The 17,206-nt window shown below is 69.9% G+C and carries 18 protein-coding genes; 7 read left to right on the top strand and 11 right to left on the bottom strand.

Going from position 1 to position 17,206, the window contains the following annotated elements; translation table 11 throughout:
* Positions 1–38: 38 nt before the first annotated feature.
* The 6 genes from ACPXBU_RS15335 to ACPXBU_RS15360 form a co-directional block, all read right to left on the bottom strand.
* Positions 39–1,550, bottom strand: coding sequence for an aldehyde dehydrogenase (NADP(+)) (locus tag ACPXBU_RS15335; protein ID WP_425758770.1), 1,512 nt, complete (start codon positions 1,548–1,550; stop codon positions 39–41).
* A gap of 2 nt (positions 1,551–1,552) precedes the next feature.
* Complete coding sequence (locus tag ACPXBU_RS15340; protein ID WP_393361398.1) at positions 1,553–2,764, bottom strand: fumarylacetoacetate hydrolase family protein; 1,212 nt, start codon at positions 2,762–2,764, stop codon at positions 1,553–1,555.
* Positions 2,761–3,942 carry a mandelate racemase/muconate lactonizing enzyme family protein gene (locus ACPXBU_RS15345; RefSeq protein WP_393361401.1) on the bottom strand — a complete coding sequence of 394 codons (1,182 nt, stop codon included), beginning with the start codon at positions 3,940–3,942 and terminating at the stop codon, positions 2,761–2,763. Before ACPXBU_RS15345 ends, ACPXBU_RS15340 begins: the two co-directional genes overlap by 4 nt.
* Before the next feature lie 8 nt (positions 3,943–3,950).
* Positions 3,951–4,781, bottom strand: coding sequence for a carbohydrate ABC transporter permease (locus ACPXBU_RS15350; RefSeq protein WP_357369443.1), 831 nt, complete (start codon positions 4,779–4,781; stop codon positions 3,951–3,953).
* A complete protein-coding gene (locus ACPXBU_RS15355; protein ID WP_425758522.1) occupies positions 4,778–5,725 on the bottom strand; it encodes a carbohydrate ABC transporter permease in 948 nt (315 codons plus the stop codon). Before ACPXBU_RS15355 ends, ACPXBU_RS15350 begins: the two co-directional genes overlap by 4 nt.
* Before the next feature lie 74 nt (positions 5,726–5,799).
* Positions 5,800–7,047: an ABC transporter substrate-binding protein gene (locus ACPXBU_RS15360; RefSeq protein WP_425758523.1), complete on the bottom strand. Its 1,248-nt coding sequence runs from the start codon at positions 7,045–7,047 to the stop codon at positions 5,800–5,802.
* Between the two features lie 164 nt (positions 7,048–7,211).
* On the opposite strand from ACPXBU_RS15360, the gene ACPXBU_RS15365 reads away from it, so the two are divergent.
* Positions 7,212–8,000, top strand: coding sequence for an IclR family transcriptional regulator (locus ACPXBU_RS15365; protein ID WP_425758524.1), 789 nt, complete (start codon positions 7,212–7,214; stop codon positions 7,998–8,000).
* Positions 8,001–8,024: 24 nt separating this feature from the next.
* Here ACPXBU_RS15365 and ACPXBU_RS15370 read toward each other — a convergent pair whose 3' ends face one another.
* The 3 genes from ACPXBU_RS15370 to ACPXBU_RS15380 all read right to left on the bottom strand — a co-directional run bounded on the left by ACPXBU_RS15370 (position 8,025) and on the right by ACPXBU_RS15380 (position 9,202).
* The gene (locus ACPXBU_RS15370; protein ID WP_425758525.1) at positions 8,025–8,510 is read right to left on the bottom strand and encodes a GNAT family N-acetyltransferase; all 486 of its coding nucleotides are present in this window, start codon (positions 8,508–8,510) and stop codon (positions 8,025–8,027) included.
* A gap of 165 nt (positions 8,511–8,675) precedes the next feature.
* Complete coding sequence (locus tag ACPXBU_RS15375; RefSeq protein ID WP_425758526.1) at positions 8,676–8,921, bottom strand: flavin reductase; 246 nt, start codon at positions 8,919–8,921, stop codon at positions 8,676–8,678.
* Positions 8,921–9,202, bottom strand: a complete 282-nt coding sequence (locus tag ACPXBU_RS15380) for a hypothetical protein (RefSeq protein WP_425758771.1) — start codon at positions 9,200–9,202, stop codon at positions 8,921–8,923. Before ACPXBU_RS15380 ends, ACPXBU_RS15375 begins: the two co-directional genes overlap by 1 nt.
* Before the next feature lie 315 nt (positions 9,203–9,517).
* Here ACPXBU_RS15380 and ACPXBU_RS15385 point away from each other — a divergent pair, with 315 nt between their 5' ends.
* From ACPXBU_RS15385 to ACPXBU_RS15400, 4 genes are all read left to right on the top strand, one after another.
* The gene (locus ACPXBU_RS15385) at positions 9,518–10,285 is read left to right on the top strand and encodes a DUF5753 domain-containing protein (protein WP_393361420.1); all 768 of its coding nucleotides are present in this window, start codon (positions 9,518–9,520) and stop codon (positions 10,283–10,285) included.
* The gene (locus ACPXBU_RS15390) at positions 10,282–10,464 is read left to right on the top strand and encodes a DUF397 domain-containing protein (protein WP_393361423.1); all 183 of its coding nucleotides are present in this window, start codon (positions 10,282–10,284) and stop codon (positions 10,462–10,464) included. The genes ACPXBU_RS15385 and ACPXBU_RS15390 overlap by 4 nt, the downstream gene beginning before the upstream one ends.
* Before the next feature lie 164 nt (positions 10,465–10,628).
* Positions 10,629–10,892: a VanZ family protein gene (locus tag ACPXBU_RS15395; protein ID WP_425758527.1), complete on the top strand. Its 264-nt coding sequence runs from the start codon at positions 10,629–10,631 to the stop codon at positions 10,890–10,892.
* Positions 10,873–11,979, top strand: a complete 1,107-nt coding sequence (locus ACPXBU_RS15400) for a hypothetical protein (protein WP_425758772.1) — start codon at positions 10,873–10,875, stop codon at positions 11,977–11,979. Before ACPXBU_RS15395 ends, ACPXBU_RS15400 begins: the two co-directional genes overlap by 20 nt.
* Positions 11,980–12,020: 41 nt before the next feature.
* On the opposite strand, the gene ACPXBU_RS15405 is transcribed toward ACPXBU_RS15400, so the two are convergent.
* Together ACPXBU_RS15405 and ACPXBU_RS15410 are read right to left on the bottom strand one after the other, a co-directional pair.
* Complete coding sequence (locus ACPXBU_RS15405) at positions 12,021–12,239, bottom strand: hypothetical protein (RefSeq protein WP_393361428.1); 219 nt, start codon at positions 12,237–12,239, stop codon at positions 12,021–12,023.
* Positions 12,240–13,085: 846 nt separating this feature from the next.
* Entirely contained in the window at positions 13,086–13,547 is a 462-nt protein-coding gene (locus ACPXBU_RS15410) for a PLAT/LH2 domain-containing protein (RefSeq protein WP_425758528.1), read from the bottom strand.
* Positions 13,548–13,769: 222 nt separating this feature from the next.
* Here ACPXBU_RS15410 and ACPXBU_RS15415 point away from each other — a divergent pair, with 222 nt between their 5' ends.
* Both ACPXBU_RS15415 and ACPXBU_RS15420 read left to right on the top strand, forming a co-directional pair.
* Complete coding sequence (locus tag ACPXBU_RS15415; RefSeq protein ID WP_425758529.1) at positions 13,770–16,565, top strand: BTAD domain-containing putative transcriptional regulator; 2,796 nt, start codon at positions 13,770–13,772, stop codon at positions 16,563–16,565.
* A 30-nt stretch (positions 16,566–16,595) separates the two neighbouring features.
* On the top strand, positions 16,596–17,204 hold the full coding sequence (locus ACPXBU_RS15420) for a class I SAM-dependent methyltransferase (RefSeq protein WP_425758530.1): 609 nt from the start codon (positions 16,596–16,598) through the stop codon (positions 17,202–17,204).
* Positions 17,205–17,206: the final 2 nt, after the last annotated feature.

The raw sequence follows: 17,206 nt of genomic DNA on the forward strand, positions 1-17,206 counted from the left end.
GACGATTCGACGGGTGTGGTGAACGAATACCGGCGCGGCTATTCCACCGCTGGCTCCAACCTCCCGTCGACTCGCCGGGGAATGGCGGTATAGCCGTCCTGTAGTTCCTCGGGAAGGATCCAGACCGGGGCGTCCTGCCAGGCCAGCGGGCGCAGGAAGCGCCGGATCGAGGTGGCGCCGACGGAGGTGTGCACGGCGTTCGTCGAGGGCCAGGGCCCGCCGTGGTGCTGGGCCCACGACACTCGGACGCCGGTGGGGTAGCCGTCGAAGACGATGCGACCCGATCGGCCGGCGAACCCGTCGACAAGCCGGCGTACGGCGTCGGCGTCGTCGTCCGGTCCACTGTGGATCGAGCCGGTCAGCGACGGTGGGACGGTCGCCAACACCGCGTCGAGGTCGGCGACGTCGTCGTAGCGGACCACGACCAGGAGCGGGCCGAAGCACTCGTCGGTGAGCGCGGCGGTGAGGCCCGACAGATCGACCTCCAGGAGCGTCGGCGCGACGCGGAAACCCGCCTCGGCGTCGATCTTCGGCCGCGCCGAGACACGAGCGCCGGCCTGCTCGAACGCCGACGCCTGCTGCTCGTACGCGGCCCGGATGCGGTCGTTGAGCAGGACCGCACCGTCGGTGGCGGCGACCCTCTCCCGCAACGAGTCGACCAGGCGCGCACCGCTCGGATCGGACGGGACGAAGGCCAGCCCGGGCTTCGTGCACAGTTGGCCGCCGGAGTTGGTGAAGGAGGCGAACAACCCCTCGGCGATCTGCTCCCCCCGGTCGGCTGCCGCGCCGGGCAGGACGACGATCGGGTTCACGCTGCTCAGCTCGGCGTACAGGGGGATGGGGTCAGGTCGCTCGTCGATGGCCGCCTGGATGCCACGGGCGGCGCCGACGGAGCCCGTCAACGCGGCGGCACGGATCGCGGGGTGGCGTACCAGTGAGCGGCCGGCCTGCTCGCCGTACACGGTCGCGATCACACCGTCGGGCCCGCCCAGGTCGCGAACGGCCGCCGCGATGGCCTCGGCCGAGGCGTGTGAGGTCAACGGGTGCGACGGGTGGGCCTTCAGGACCGTGGGACATCCCGCGGCGAGCGCCGCGGCGGTGTCCCCTCCCGCGACCGAGAAGGCGAACGGGAAGTTGCTGGCGCCGAAGACGGCCACCGGCCCGAGGGGTACGAGCATCCGCCGCAGGTCCGGGCCGCGCCCGAGCGGTGTGTCGGCGGCGTGGTCGATGGCGGCCTCGAGGTAGCCCCCGTCGCGCAGCACGGCACCGAACATCCGGAACTGGATCGCCGCCCGGTTGAGTTCCCCGTCGAGTCGCGCGTTACTGAGACCGGTCTCCGCCTCCGCCGCCGCGACCAGGTCCCCGCGACGGGCCTCCAGCGACGCGGCGATCGCGTCCAGCAGATCCGCTCTGCCGAGTCTGCCCAGGTCGGACAGCCACCGCGCCGCCTGCGACGCCTGGTCGGTGATCGCCTCCAGCCGCGGCTCGTCGGTCTCGCTGAGATCCGTCGTACGAGTTCGGCCGTCGCGCGGGTCGACAGTGCTGACCATGTTCACAGCAGTCCTCTCCTCACCAGATTGCCCATCAGATCCCGGACGCCGAACTGCCAGGGCTCACACTCCTGGGCGTGGCGCACCCGGTTGACAAGGGTGCCCAGAGCCGGGCAGCCGATCCGTACCACATCGTCGATCTTGTGGGTGAAGCCCTCGCCGGGGCGGTCCCGGTCCTGGGTGGGCGCGAACATCGTGCCGAGCATCAGCGCGGCGCCGTCGGGATAGCTGTGGTGTGGGCCGATCAACTGCCGCACCAGTTCCGCCGGGTCGCGCGACATCCGCGTCATCTCCGAGACCGCCTCCAGGTGGAAGCCGTCCACGCCGCTGATGTCCAGGCTCACCTCGAGCTCGCGCACCCGTTCCAGGTCGAACCGTTCGTCGAACAGCCGGATCAGGGGACCGAGGGCGCACGAGGCGTTGTTGTCCTTCGCCAGGGGAAGCAGGAGCGCCGAGCGGCCCTCGACGTCCCGCAGGTTCACGTCGTTGCCGAGGGTGGCGCCGACGATCCGGCCGCTGGACTGGATTATCAGCGTGACCTCGGGTTCCGGGTTGTTCCAGGTCGACGCGGCGAGCACCCCCACCGGGACGGCGGTGCCGACGGCGGAGAGCACCTGGCCCTTGGTGAAGATCTCGGCGTCCGGTCCGATCCCCACCTCCAGGTACTGGCTCCAGATGCCCTCGGCGACGAGCAGGCTCTTGAGCCGGTCGGCCTCGGCCGAGCCCGGGGTCAGGCTGTCCAGGTCGGCACCGATGTCGGCGAGCATCCGCTGCCGGATGTCGGCCGCGAGCGCCAGGTCGCCGCGGGCCCGTTCCTCGATGACGCGTTCGACGAGCGAGACGGCGAATGTCACGCCCGCGGCCTTGAGCGCCTGAAGGTCGACCGGGGCGAGCAACCAGGGCCGGGTGCGGTCGCGGGTCACGGCAGCCGTGTTGGCGAGTATCTCGGCGAAGTCGCCCAGCCGCGGACCGTCGAGCCCGGCCACCGTCGCGGCCGGGTCGGGCAGTTCGCAGATGTCCCGGACGGTGGGGAACCGCTGGCTGAGGTCGATGACCTGACCGTCGCGGACGGTCACGGGTGACGGGCCGTCGCCGACCGGGTCCCAGATCCGGCCGATGAGGACACTGTCGTCGACGTCGTCCGGCAGCGCCTCGGCGGCGGTCCCGCACCAGTCCGCGCCGTCGGGCTGTCGCCGGGGCTGGGGCACCGTCATGAGCCGCTCTCCAGGTTGAAGAAGGATCGCTCGTCGCGCGGACGGATGTCGTACACGGCGTCCTGGAACATCCGGAGCGGGTGCGGTGTGAACGGGTGCCGCTCGATCGCGGCGAGGTCCAGCTCGATGCCCAGTCCGACCCCGGTCGGGATGAGCACGTCGCCGTCGGCGGTCAGCACCAGCCGCTCGTTGGTGATCTCGGGTCGCCACGGCACGTCCGTCGCCATGATCTCCAGGTACCGGAAGCTGGGCAGCGTCGCCCCGAGTTGCAGCGTCGCGGCCGTGCTGAGGGGGCCGCTCGGGTTGTGCGGCGCGAACCCCACGTAGCTGGTCGCCGCGAGCGTCGCGATGAAGGCCAACTCGGCGATCCCGCCGGCGTGTGTCACATCGGGTTGGACGAAGTCGACGGCCTGGCGGGCGAGCGCGGGCGCGAAGCCCTGTCGGCCGTACCACCGCTCCCCCGCCGCGATCGGCACCGGCGACGCGCGGCGGATGTCGACGAGCGCGTCGAGGTTGTCCGGCGGGCACGGCTCCTCGAACCACACCGGGTCGAACTGGGCGATCTCCTTCGCGACCTTTATCGCGTGGCGGACGTCGAAGCGGCCGTGCCCCTCGACGAACAGCTCGACGTCCCGGCCCACCGCGCCCCGGACGGCGTCGATCTGGGCGAGCACCCGATCCAACTGCGCGGTGCTGATGGTGAGGTCGTAGTTTTCGAACGGGTCCCACTTGAGGCCGCGGAAGCCGGATTCCACGGTCCGGCGCGCGGCGGCCGCGTAGTCCTCCGGCGTGACGGCGCCGGAGAACCAGCCGTTGGCGTACGCGCGCACCCGGTCGCGGGTCGCGCCGCCAAGCAGCCGCGAGACCGGGACGCCGAGGTCGCGCGCCGAGATGTCCCACAGGGCCATCTCCAGCGAGCTCAACGCGGTCATGATGACCGGCCCGCCACGCCAGTACCAGTCCCGCGCCAGGTCGTAGAGGATCTTCGAGATTCGGGTGGGGTCCAGACCCACGACCGCCTCGGCCAGCTCGGCGATGGCGCCCTGGACGGCCCGTTCCTTCCCTTCCAGGGTGGCCTCACCGAGCCCGATGATCCCCGCGTCGGTGTGCACGCGCACGATGACGAGGTTCGTGCGGTAGAAGTCGACGACAAGCGTGTCGATGGAGACGATCTTCATTTTTCGGCTCAACCCTTCACCGCGCCGGCGGTCATGCCGGACACCACGTACTTCTGCACCAGCAGGTAGAAGGCGACGGCGGGCAGCGTGAACAGGAAGGCGACGGCCATCACCGTCTGGATCGGCGTACCCAGCTCACCGATGAAGTTCGCGATGCCCACGGAGGCCGGCTGCAGGTCCGGGTTGAAGATGAACGTCACCGCGAACACGTACTCGTTCCAGGCGTGGAAGAACGCGATGACCGCGGTCGCCGCGATCGACGGCGCGATCAGCGGCACGTTGATCCGGGTCAGGGTGGTGAAGGGCCGCGCGCCGTCGGCGCGCGCCGCCTCCTCCAACTCCTTCGGGATGCCGTCGATCGCCCCCTTGAGAATCAGCGCCACGATCGGCAGGACGAAGGCGGAGTTCACGAGGATGAGGCCGGTCAACGAGTCGAGCAACTCGAACCGGCGGAACAGCGCGAACAGCGGCACGACCATGAGCGCCTCGGGCAACATCTGGGTGAACAGCAGCACGACGGTCAGCACGGCCTTGCCCCCGAACGAGAACCGGGACAGCGCGTAGCCGAGCGGGATGCCCAGGCCGACCGAGAGGACCATCGTGCCCACGGCGATGATCAGGCTGTTCAACAGCCACCCGGCCGCCTTGCCCTCGGCCAGCGCGTCGACGAACACCCCGAACTGGCCGAGGTCCGGCGTGAGCCGGGGCTGCTCGGCGAAGAGGTCGCTGTTGCTCGACAGCGCCGTGACGAACATCCAGTAGAGCGGGAACACCGCGACACCGAGTACGACGAGCACGGCGACGATCCGTGCGGTGACACCGAAACGGAAGCGCCTCATCGGGCGTGCTCCTTCTCCACGGCACGGGCGACCAGTCGGCTGCCGATGACGACGATGAGTGAGATGACGACGCCGACCATCCCGATGGCGGCCGCCGAGCCGAGTTCCTTCGAGTCGAACGCCTGTGAGTAGAGGTCGATGACGAGCGTCTCGGTGGCGCCGACCGGCCCGCCCTTGGTCATCAGCCAGATCAGCTCGAACCGCCGCAGCGACCAGATCGTCATCAGCAGCGCCAGGAGCCCCACGGTGGGCTTGATGACCTGCCAGGTGACGGCGCGGAAGGTGGCCCATCGCCCCGCGCCGTCCACGGTCGCGGCCTCGTTGAGATCCTGCGGTACGGACTGCAGCGCGGAGAGCAGCACCACCGAGGTGAACGGGAACAACTGCCAGATGGTCGTCGCGAGCACCGCCGGGAGGGCGTAGCGCGAGCTGTCCAGGATCGCGCCGCCCGGGACACCGAGTCCCACCGCGTCGAGGAACCGGTTCACGATCCCGTACTGGGCGTTGAGCATCCAGGTGGCGATGAGCGCGACGGCGATGCCGGGAGCGGCCCACGGGACGGTGATCAGCGCCCGCGCCACACCACGGCCCCGGAACCTCCCGTTGAGCAGGAGCGCGACGCCGAGCCCGGCGCCGATCGCGACCACGACGCAGGTGATCACGTAGACGACGGTGATCAGCAGGGTGTGGCGGAACTCCGGGTCGCCGAAGATCCGGTTGAAGTTGTCGAAGCCGACCCACTCGCTCTTGGTCGGGTTGAGCAGTCTCGTCCGGGTGAAGCTCAGGTACACCTCCTGGACGAGAGGCACCGCCTGGAAGACGAGGATGAACAGCGCGGCGGGTGCCAGGAACAGGTACGGCGTCCACTTGCTCCCCAGCGGGCTGGGCCGACGCCGGGCTCGGGGTGTTGTCTTCGGTGCTCCGGTCTGCTCGACCACAGTCATCGGGTTCGATCCTTCTGGGGAAGGACGCTGCCGGCGCACGTCCGTCGCGCCGGCAGCGTCGCCGTGTCGAGCGGTCAGCGGACCAGGTCGGTCGCCTGCTGCTGGGCGCGGTCCAGTGCCGACTTCAGGTCGGTCTTACCCTGCAGTGCCGCGACCACGTTCTGCACGACCACCTTGCGGATGTCCGGCGTCTTGGCTTCGAACCCGAGGACGATCTGCGGCAGGCTGGTCTCGGTGAGCCCGTCGAAGACGGGGAGGAACGGGGTCGCCTTGAGCGTCTCCGGGCTGCGCTGCGTGGTGGTGGCGACGCTGCTCGCGCCGAGGATCTCCTGCAGCTTGACCTGGTTCTGCGGCTCCAGCGCCCACTTGATGAAGGTGCCGGCCTCGTCCTTGCCCTCGCTCGCCTCGTTGATCACGATCGGCGCGAGGATCGCGCCCTGCTTGCGAACCGGGAACGGGATGGGCGCGACGCTGAAGTTCAGCTTGGCGTTCTGGCCGCGCGTGGCGGTCACGTACCCCCCGTTGTTGAGCTCCATCCCGACCTTGCCCTCGGCGAACATCCGCCGGAACGTCGCCGCGTCCGCGCCGCGCGGGATCACGTTCGCGTCGTACAGGTCCTTGAACGCCTGCAGACCCTTCTGGTTCTCCGGCGAGTTGATCGTCAGGTTCTTGCCGTCGGACCACGCGCCGCCGAAGCCGTAGACGTAGTTGAAGATGTCCTGCCACACGCCGGCCTCCTCGGCCTCCGTCTGGCGGAACGCCAGGCCGAAGACGTCGCCCTTGGTCAGCGACTTCGCGGTGGAGGTGAACTGCTCGTAGGTGGTCGGCGGCGTCGGGATCAGGTCCGCGTTGTAGAACATCGCGTAGTTCGACGCCTCGAAGATGACGCCGTGCCGGACGCCGTCGTGGACCATGAACTGGTCCGGCTGCTTGAGCAGGTCGTACTTGCCGGCGTCGATCACCTTGTCCAGCGGTGCGACGAGGCCGGCGTCCGAGGCGGCCTCGAACTCGGGCATGTCGAAGCGGACCAGGTCGGGGCCCTTGCCACTGCCCATCTGCGTGAGCACCGTCTGACCGAAGGTCGGGTACGGAACCGCAGCGGCGGAGACCTGGACCTTGGTCTGGCTCTGGTTGAACTCGTCGAGCCACTTGGTCAGCAGAGGCCCGCGGCCCGGGTCGCCGAAGGTCGAGGCGGCGAAGGTCAGTTTGGTGACCCCGTCGCCCGAGCCGCCGTCGGAGCCGCAGCCGGTCAGAAGAGTGGCGACCAAGCCGAGGGCACATGTCGCCCCCGCGATGCCGAAACGAGCGCGCTGGTTACCCATCGTTACTCCAGTGTTACGAGTCAGAGTCTTCGGGATGAAATTGCAACGATCGTAGCGCCATGCGCAACGGTGTCAAGTGGCGGTTGCGCATGGCGTCGTCTACATTGCACATATTGCAACGCAAGCGATGGGCTCGCCCCTCGCTTCGAGGGGGAGGCTTAGCCTTGGCGCAATCGATTCGCCGTGCGATCGACCTCATCCGTCGGTCGGCGGAGCACCCGCTGTCGCTCACCGAGGCGGCGGACGTGCTCGGCGTGCACAAGTCCACGGCCCTGCGGATCCTGCAGACACTGGAATCCGCGCGCTTCGTCCGCCGGACCGGCGCGGGCACCTACGTGCTCGGCAGCGGACTGATCGAGCTGTCCGAGCTCGCGCTCGGCTCGATGGACCTGCGTCAGTTCGCGGCCGCGCACCTGCGCGCACTACAGCGCGAGACCAGCCACACCGTGCACCTGGCGCAACTGACCGGCGACGAGATCATCTACATCGACAAGGTCGACAGCCCGGCGTTCGACGCCGTCAAGCTGCCGTCCCGGGTGGGCCGGGCGGTGTCGATCTACGCGAGCGCCGTCGGCAAGACGATCCTGGCGTACCTGCCGTCGGAGGAACGCGACCGCCTGCTCTCCCACGTCGTCTTCGAGAGATTCACCGACACCACCTTCGCCGACCACGAGGCCCTCGAAGCCGAACTCGTCCGCATCCGCGAGAACGGCTGGGCCACCGACAACGGCGAGCACGACGCCTACGTCATGTGCGTCGCCGCGCCGATCAGGGATTCCCGAGGCCAGGTCATCGCCGCCGCCTCGATCACGGCGATCGAGGTCATCGCCAGCCTCGACCAACTGAAGAGCAACCTGCCGCGCCTGCTGGAGACCGCGAACCAGATCTCGGCCGAACTCGGCTACACGCCCCCGTCCGCCCCGAGCCCGGACGCTGCGCAGGTCGGCGGATAGCCGGGGACGTCGCGCCCCGCGCCCTCAGCGTCCGGTCGAGCCGGGCGCGGTCCACCACCAGGTTTCGAGCAGCTTCGACTCCCCCAGCCCGTTGACCCTCTCGACCAGGGCGTCGTCGCCCCGGACATATCCGGCGGACCGGGCGACCCCCTGCGAGGGCACATTGCCCCGCACGATGGCTAGCCGCAGCCGGGAGAAAGCCAGTTCCTCGTGGCAGAACTCCGTCATCCGTCGCAGCGACCGCGACGCCAGGCCCCGACCACGGTGCGCCGGGCCGATGGCGTACCCCAGGACGCCGCCTGCCAGGTGCAGGGCGACGAGGCCGAGCGGCTCCCCGCCGTCGCGCGTCACGGCCAGATCGACGACGCGCTGTGCGCGACGCCGCCGGATCCTGGCCAGGAACGCCTCCGCGTCGAACGGAGAGGGAATGTCGGTGTTCGCGGCCACGTCGGCCGCGTCGAAGAGCCCTCGCAGGTACGGCACATCGGAGTCGGCCCATTCGCGCAACACCACCCTCTCCCCGATCAGCCGGAGCGGAGAATCGGTCGGATCGACGGCGGACGAAATTGTCGAAGCGCAGCTCACAGGACATCTTTACACGGATCCGATCGCATTCGTAATTGCGCCCGTTTCGTCAATGATTCCGCCCGAGTCTCTCAGTGCGGACTTACTCGCCTAACGGCGCTCGGCCCAGCCGACGAAGCGTGGCGCCAGGTCGGGCAGCATGGCGTCCGGGTTGAGCCGAGCGAGGTCGGCCTCGGCCTCCTTCTGGACCCCCGCGAGGTGAAGCAGCAGGCCCGGCCGATTCTCGCGGAACTCGCCCAGCAGGCGCAGCTTTGCTGCCGAGCAGGGCCACAGGATGCCGCAGTTCGGGCAGCGCCACGACGGGCGAAGCGGCTTGTGCTCCGGCTCGCCGCGCATCAGCCGACCCTCACGGAGCCGCGACGGATGACCTGCCGGTGAGCGGACCTGGGCTTTCTGGGTGCGGAGGGGTGGGCCTCCCACCGCACACCGTCGCGCATCACGAACAGCTCGCGCCGCGCCACCGCGTCGCCCGCCGCGCTCAGCTCATAGCCATCGATCCACAGCCATCCGTCGTACGTGTGCCGATCAGGCAACTCGCGAATCACTCGGACCGTGACCGGGCGCAGGAACTGCACGCTCGCGGCGGTCGTCAGGCGGATTACGTCACCGGCCCTCATCTGCCCGATCACTGCGTCACGGGCCAAATCGGAACCACGATCCCCAGCGGCCACGGAACGGGCGGCCGCCCAGGTTTGGGCTTGCTGTCGTGCTTGGAGTCGTCGGGCACAGTTTCCTCCTGCTGCCGGTCGGGAAGGAGCCGCCCCTGTGGATGCTCGCCCGCCAGGAGCGGCCCCTCTTACGAACGCGGCCGCCGAGTCTCGAGTCCTCCACCGGCCGCGCCGCCTATCGCCACCTTGCCGACTGTTGCGTCACGAACACACTGCGTTGTACTACCTTCGGTAGACGATCGCGACGATCTGAGGAGGTAAAGGATGAACCACGCGGTTATCGAAGCCATGTCGGCGGTGGGCGAGACGGCGGACAGCCTCGCAGGTCAAATCGGCGTTGACCCCAAGACAGCAGCCAAGTGGGCGAACCCTGGAAGCATCCCGCAGACTCGGCACCGCTCGAAGGTCGCCGCCTTGTTGGGTCGAGAAGAAACCGAACTATGGCCGGACGTTTTGAAACGTCGAGAACCTTCCTGGTTTCGTCGATGGGTCGACATCGAGCGGGAGGCGCTCGCGCTGCGCGCATTCCAACTCGCGTGGGTGCCGGGCCTGCTACAGACCGAGGCGTACGCGCGAGCCACGCTCGCGTGGGAGGCGCTGACACCGGCTGAGATAGACGAGTTGGTGTCCGCACGCATAGACCGGCAGGCGGTCCTGACCCGGGAGCGCGGCCCGCTGTTCGTCGCCGTCGTGGACCAGGCCGTGTTGGAACGCCCCATCACCGCGGACCGATCGGTCATGGCCGCCCAGCTTGACTACCTGGTGCAATGCTCCGAACTGCCCAACGTCGAGCTTCATGTAATACCGCGCGAAGCGATGGCCTACCCAGGGCTCAACGGACCGTTCACCATTGCCGATCTACCGAACGGGACGCGAGTGGCGCATGTGGACAGCCAAGCGCACGCGCAGATCGTTGAGCAAGCGTCCGAGCTTGGTACGCTCGAACGGCGGTGGGAACTCATCCGGAGTGAGGCTCTACCCCGGGGGCGATCAGTGCAACTCCTGAGAGAAGCGGCAACATCATGGACATGAGCGGCGCGCAGTGGCGTAAGAGCACCAGAAGCGGCAGCAACGGTGGCGACTGCATAGAGGTCGCCGACAATCTCCCCGGCGTCGTACTCGTGCGCGACACCAAGAACCGCGACGGCGGAACGCTCAACTTCAGCGCCCAGACCTGGCGCTCCTTCCTTTCGTTCGCCAAGCAGCACTGACCCCGAGGCGCAAGAAGGCCCGGCTCCCACTCGGGGGCCGGGCCTACGTCTTTCGGTGGTGAGGTCGAGGCGACGATCATGTGCCGGACCTTGGTCGCGGATGCAGGTCACCGGGGCGCCATCCCGGAGTGGGAGCCTCCAGGGCCGGCGGCAGGTGTACGGCGATGTTCGCGGCGCTGGCGTCGGTGTCGCGGATCGTCGCGCTCGCGGCGGGCTGCTCGGTCGGTGTCGAGGCCGCGCAGTACGTCCTGCGGCTGGATCGGGTGTCGTCGGTGGACGACGTACTGCTCAACGCCGCCGGCGCCGGACTTGCCGCGTTGGCGTCGCGCCGCTGGTGGCGCGCTGCGGCCCGAGACTCGGGTCCCTGCGCCATCGAAGGCTCGCCGACGGTGGGATCGTGTACGGGTGATGGAGGCCGCGCGACGTGAACTCGAACGGGCACGAAGCTCCTCGGCCGGGTGGCACGAGCTGCGCTACGAGCGCGGCACCGACGCCGATGGCCAGGCCTGCGACGAGAACGCCTGTCGGCGGGCGAGCGTGTTGTGGGCGCTGCAGTACGGCCGTCGGGCCGAGGACCTCCCGCTGGTGCGGTGGCTGACCAGGCAGGAGGCACAGTGTCGACGCGAGGCGCCGTCCCAGGGCATGACCGACGAGACCGAACTGGCCGGCTATCTGCTCGCCGAGTATCGACAGGTCGAGGACGTGTGGCTGCACTGGGAACTCAAGCGGGCCAACTTCGACACCTGGTCTGGCTACGACGGTGAGCACCTGTTCGCCGCCGGCGTGCCGGTCACCGTTGCCTTCGTGCGGGACAGCGGGCACGCCGAGCGGGACGACGTGCTGGCGTACCTGTTTGACGAGGAGGGCCAGCCGTGGGTCTCCGAGGAGACGCTGGCGGAATGGTGGCGAGGGAAACGATCGTTCTTCCCGGATGATCCGAACGCCGAGGACCCGCTCACCTGGATCGCTCGCGCCAAACTGGTCGGTGATCGGGTGCTGGCGCTGGAGTTGTTGGACCGCTGGGCGGTGGACCGGCCTCGGGACGAGTCCACACTGAGCCATCTGCGATATGAGTTGGCCGACCTCGGGGCGTTCGCTGAGGCCGCTGCGGCGCAGCGGGAGAGTCTGGTGTTCACCGACACCGCATGGGATGCGGCGTCGGCGTGGCAGTCCCTCGCCGAACTGGAGCGCCAGGCCGGCGACCACGCCGCCGCCTGGGAGGCGTTACGTGAGTGTCGCCGGGCCCTGCACGACGTGTCCGGCTGGACCGAGGTCGGCCTGGGTCGGATGTACGTGGGGGAGCTTTTCCTCCTGGCCCGTTGCGCCAGCGCCGAGCTTGCCGCTGTGGTGTTCGCCGAGGCCGACCGGCAGGCGCACCAGGTCCCCCGGTTGCCTGTGGTGGTGCTGCGAGTCGCCGCCGAGGCGGCGGACCGAGTCGGTCACCAGGCCGCGGCGAGGCTCTACCGGCAGCTCCGCGATGCCGAACAACGCCGCATCGACGGCGAGCGCGGGTAAGGCCGGACACCTCGCGCTCTCGCGCGGGAGCCGGTGGCGGGTCACGCGGGGCCGCGTGCCCTCCGACCCGCTCGGCCGAGGTCTGGCGACTTCTTGAGCAGGACGACACCGCCCACGACGAAGATGATGCTGAGGACTATCCCGGTGACGTTGCCCTGGGCCAGGGTCGCGAAGAGGCCCAGCAGGCCCACGATGACCGCCACCCCGCCGACAAGTCGCATGAAGTAGCCGCCGACCGACTTGACTCGTTCATTCGCCATGGTGATTCTGTGCCCGACGGGCCGGTGCCACAAACACGCGATGGCGGCGGAGCGCTCAGCAGTGCCCGGCCCAGTCGTCAGGCTGCGACAGCGATCCGCACAGTCAGCCCAGGACCGCTCGGATGACCGCGTTGTTTCCGTCCAGTTCCAGCAGGTTGACGACCCACCCTCCCGGTTTGGGCTCGGCTCCGGGTTGGTCGCATCCGACTCGCCCGCCGCCGTCGGCGTGTATCGCCACAGTGCACCCGGGGCGCGACAGGAAGCCGCCACCGCCGCCCCTGCCATTGGCGTCGGTCAGTCGCACCCGGACGCCGCCGTCCTCCACCGAGGACGACACCGTCCATCTGCCGAGCGGGAATTTGACCGAACCGGAGAAGGACACTGTGCAGTCGCCGTCGGCACACGCCGGGTACGTGGTGCCGCCCCCGCTCGGCGCCTTCGTCCTCGGTGCCGCCGTGGACTCCTGTGCCGCTTCGGGCTTCCGTGACGCGTCCGCGGAGGGGGAGGAAGATACGGAAGGTCCGGCGTCACGGGGACTTGTGGGGGAAGCAGCGAGGGAGGCGGTCGCGGTAGCGGCGGTGTCAGGGCTCGACCACGTGGCACCGGAGGACGATTCCGCCGTGGAGTTGCAGCCTGCTACGGCCAAGACCAGCAGTAACGCCCCGATCGCGGTGCGCTTGGCGGAGGAGGGTCGGCAATGCTTCACGCGCGGAGTCTAGTGGCCCGACTGTGCCGGACCCTTGGAGCGCCCAGGCGTCGCCGGCCCATCGTGAACGCCGGGCGCGGCGGTGTCCCCGGCCGTCGATTGGCCGGGGACACCGCCGAGGCGCCGGATCGGGCTCGATCTCAGGGGCAGTCGAACCAGCGGGTCTCCTCGCCGTCGCCGTAGTAGGCGTTCATCGGGCAGTTGTACCAGGTTCCGGTGGCGTGCGCGTAAACCTGCGCGTACTCCGGGTACCACTCGGAGCCATTACTTCCCTTGTAGACACCGATGAAGTCCGGGCGTCCGATGTCGAACCACGAGAATGGCCCGAAATAGTCATTGCTGTTGCGCTCGAAGTTGTCGGCCGAGTTGTCGAGGTTGACATAGCCGGGCGATTCGGCGACCGTGCCGTAGACCTTCATCTTCACGGTGGCGTCGGTGCCGGCCCCGTTGATGTTCGCGGTGTGCACGAAGATCGTGTACCGCTGAACTGCGTTGACGCCCATGTCACCGGCCGCGGCGGCGCTGGCGGCGGTGCCGCCGACCAACGCCGTCATCATCACGACGAGCGCGCCGGCAACTGCGATGGGGATTCGGAATCTCATGGCTGACTTCCTCCTACGGAGAGCTGGAAACGATTGCTGCCAGGGCAGTGCAACGACTGTGGCAGCGCCTACTGTCGCGACGCTGACGTGGCGCTGAAAATGCCGGCACCGTCCGGTCTCCGACTGAGCCGTCCAGGCCACGGGTTCCGTCGATAACCTGAGTCGAATCGTGTGGTCGAGGCGGGGGACCCAATGCGAGTCAGGCTTCTTGGACCGGTCGACGTGACCACGGAGACGACCGCCCGTACGATTTCCGGACTCCGCCGCAAGGGCGTGCTCGCCGTGCTCGCCCTGCACCCGGGCGTCATCGTCAGCACCGACCGCCTGATCGACGTGATCTGGGCGGACCAGGCCCCCGCCACCGCGCCGAACAGCCTGCAGAGCCACGTGTCCTACCTGCGTCGCGTCCTCGGCGCGCGCAGCGCGATCCTGAGCCGTCCACCCGGCTACCTGCTGGATCTGCCCGGCGAGGCCACCGACGTCGAGGTGGCCGAGCGGCTCATCCGCGAGGGCACCCGGTCGACCGACCACGGGCACGCCCGCGCGCTGCTGGCGGATGCCCTCGACCTGTGGCGGGGTCGTTCACTCGTCGACGTCGCCAGCCTCGACTGGCTGCACGCGCAGGCCGAACGCCTGGAACACCTCCGGTTGGTCGCCGTGCGCGCGCTCGCCGACAACCGCCTGGCGCTCGGCGAACACGCGCAACTCGTACCGGAGTTGGAGCTGTCGGCCCAGAACCATCCCCTCGACGAGCACATCCACGACCAACTCATGGTGGCGCTCTACCGCGCCGGCCGACAGTCCGACGCGCTCGCGACGTACCGGCGGTTGCGCCGCACCCTGCGCGACGACCTGGGCATCGAGCCGAGCCCGGCGCTGCGCGACCGGGAGAGCGCCATCCTGGCGCAGGACCCGGCGCTCGCCTGGTCGGCGCCGACCGGGGAGGTGGTCGCGGTCGCGGCCCGCGAGTCCGCGCCGGCCCAACTACCCCCGGCGGTACGCGCCTTCGCCGGTCGTCACGACGAGGTGCGCTGGCTCGACGACCGGCTCGGTCGGCCGGGTGCGCCACACCCGCCCGCGGTGGTCATCTCGACCATCTCCGGGACACCGGGCGTCGGCAAGACGACGCTCGCCGTGCACTGGGCCCACCGGGTCGCCGACCGCTTCCCGGACGGCCAGCTCTATGTCAACCTTCGGGGCTTCGACGCCGGTGGGGCGGTGCTGGACCCCGCCGACGCGATCCGGGGATTCCTGGACGCGCTCGGTGTGCCGGTGCAGCGCGTCCCGGCCGGCCTGTCCGCACAGGCCGCGCTCTACCGCAGTCTGCTGACCGGCCGACGGGTCCTCGTCCTGATCGACAACGCGCGCGACGCGGAGCAGGTCCGCCCGCTGCTGCCCGGCTCGGCCGGCTGTGTTGCCGTGGTGACGAGTCGCAACCAGCTCACCTCGCTCGTCGCCGGCGAGGGCGCCCAGCCGCTCGCTCTCGACCTGCTGCCCGCGTCCGAGGCCCGGGACCTGCTGGCCCGCCGGCTGGGCGGTCATCGCGTCGCCAGCGAGCCGGTCGCCGTCGACCAGATCATCGCGAGCTGCGCCCGGCTGCCCCTCGCGCTGGCCGTGGCCACCTCGCGGGCCGCCACCCGTCCCGGTTTCCCACTGGCGGCCCTGGCCGGCGAGTTACGCGACGCGGCCGACGCGTTGGACGCCCTCGACGGCGGTGACCCGACCACCGACGTACGCGCGGTCTTCTCGTGGTCCTACCGCGCACTGAGCCCGGCGGCCGGTCGGATGTTCCGGCTGCTGGGGTTGCACAGCGGTCCGGACATCGCCGTGCCGGCCGCGGCCAGCCTGGCCGGCGTCCCGCTGCGCGAGGCCCGGGCGCTGCTGACCGAGCTGACCCGCACCCACCTGGTCATCGAGCACACGGCCGGCCGGTACGCGATCCACGACCTGCTGCGCGTCTACGCGACCGAGCTGACCCACGACCTCGACAGCGACGGTGAGCGGAAGGCCGCCGTGCGCCGTGTGCTCGACTCCTATCTGCACGTCGCGTATGCCGGCGCCCGGCTCCTGCAACCCTTCCGCGACCCGATCGACCTGGGCATCGTCCACGCCGGCGTCGCGGCGGTGGCGCCGGCCGACGCCGGACAGGCGATGGCCTGGTTCGTCGCGGAGCATCCGGTGCTGCTCAACGCCGTGACCCGCGCGGCGGAGGACGGGCTCTACGCGCACGCGTGGCGGTTGGCGTGGACGATGGCCGACTTCTTCGACCGTAAGGGTCACTGGCACGACTGGACCACGACCCACGAGACGGCGTTGACCGCCGCCGACCTGCTCGCCGACAGGTGGGCGGCGGCGAGCGTACGCCGTGGTCTGGGTCGTGCCCGCGCCCACCTGGGCCAGTTCGCCGAGGCGCACGCCCAGCTCCGGCAGGCGGCCGACCTGTACGTCCTCCTGGGCGACCTGACCGGCCAGGCGCACGTGGCCCGCAGCATCGCCTGGGTCTGCGCCCGGCAGGGGCGGCACCGGGAGGCCCTGGCCCACGCGCAGCACGCCCTGACGTTGGTCGAAGCCGTCGGTGACCGCGCCCTGCAGGCCCGCGCCCTCAACTCGGTCGGCTGGCAGTACGCCCAGCTCCGCGACCACGGCGCGGCCCTGCGGCACTGCCGGCGGGCGCTGCGCCTCGTCCGCGAGGTGGGCGACCGGTTCGGGGAGGCCAACACCTGGGACAGCATCGGCTACGCCCACCACCACCTCGGCGACTTCCAGCAGGCGTCCGTCTGTTACCAGCGGGCGGTGGAGCTGTTCCGGGATCTCGGCGACCGCTACTACGAGGCCGACACGCTCACCCACGCCGGGGAGAGCCACCAGGCGGCGGGCGACCCGGAGGCCGCCCGGGTCGCCTGGACGAGGGCGTTGGACATCCTCGGCGCCCTCGGCCATTCCGACGCCGACCGGCTCCGCGCCAAGCTCCGCCACCACCGGATCGTCGGCCCCCCGACCCCGGCGCCCTGCGCCTGACCCCCACCCGGGCCTCGTATAGTTCCGGCGGTGCGGAGCGAGAAGGTTCGGCAGGCGTACGGGTCCGTCGCAGACCTCTACATCGACCTGTTCGGCACGACCCAAAAGATCAACCCGGACGACCCGGCCTTCATCGGCCGACACCTGGCCGGTCAGACCGGCACGGTGCTCGACCTGGGCTGTGGCCCTGGCCATCTCACCGGTTACCTTCGGTCGCTGGGCGTCGACGCCAGGGGGATCGACCTGGTCCCCGAGTTCATCACCCATGCGCGGGCGGCCCACCCGGACGTCGAGTTCCACCTCGGGTCGTTCGAACGCCTCGACGTCGACACCGGCTCCGTCGACGGCATCCTGGCCTGGTACTCGCTGATCCACCTGCCGCCGGAGGAGGTCGACGGCGTACTCGGTGAGTTCCGCCGGGCGATGGCGCCGGGCGGCAAGCTGGTGCTGGGCTTCTTCGACGCCGACGAGGTCGGCCCCTTCGCGCACAAGGTGGTGACCGCGTACCGCTGGCCTCCGGACGAGGTCTCCGCGCGACTCAGCCGGGCCGGCTTCCGGGAGGTCGAACGCGTCCAGCGGCCGGCCGAGGGCGGTCAGCGGCCCCATGCCGCCATCGCGGCGGTCGCGGAGGCCGGGTAGCC

This window comes from Micromonospora sp. DT231 (assembly GCF_049847025.1).
Lineage (GTDB): Bacteria > Actinomycetota > Actinomycetes > Mycobacteriales > Micromonosporaceae > Micromonospora.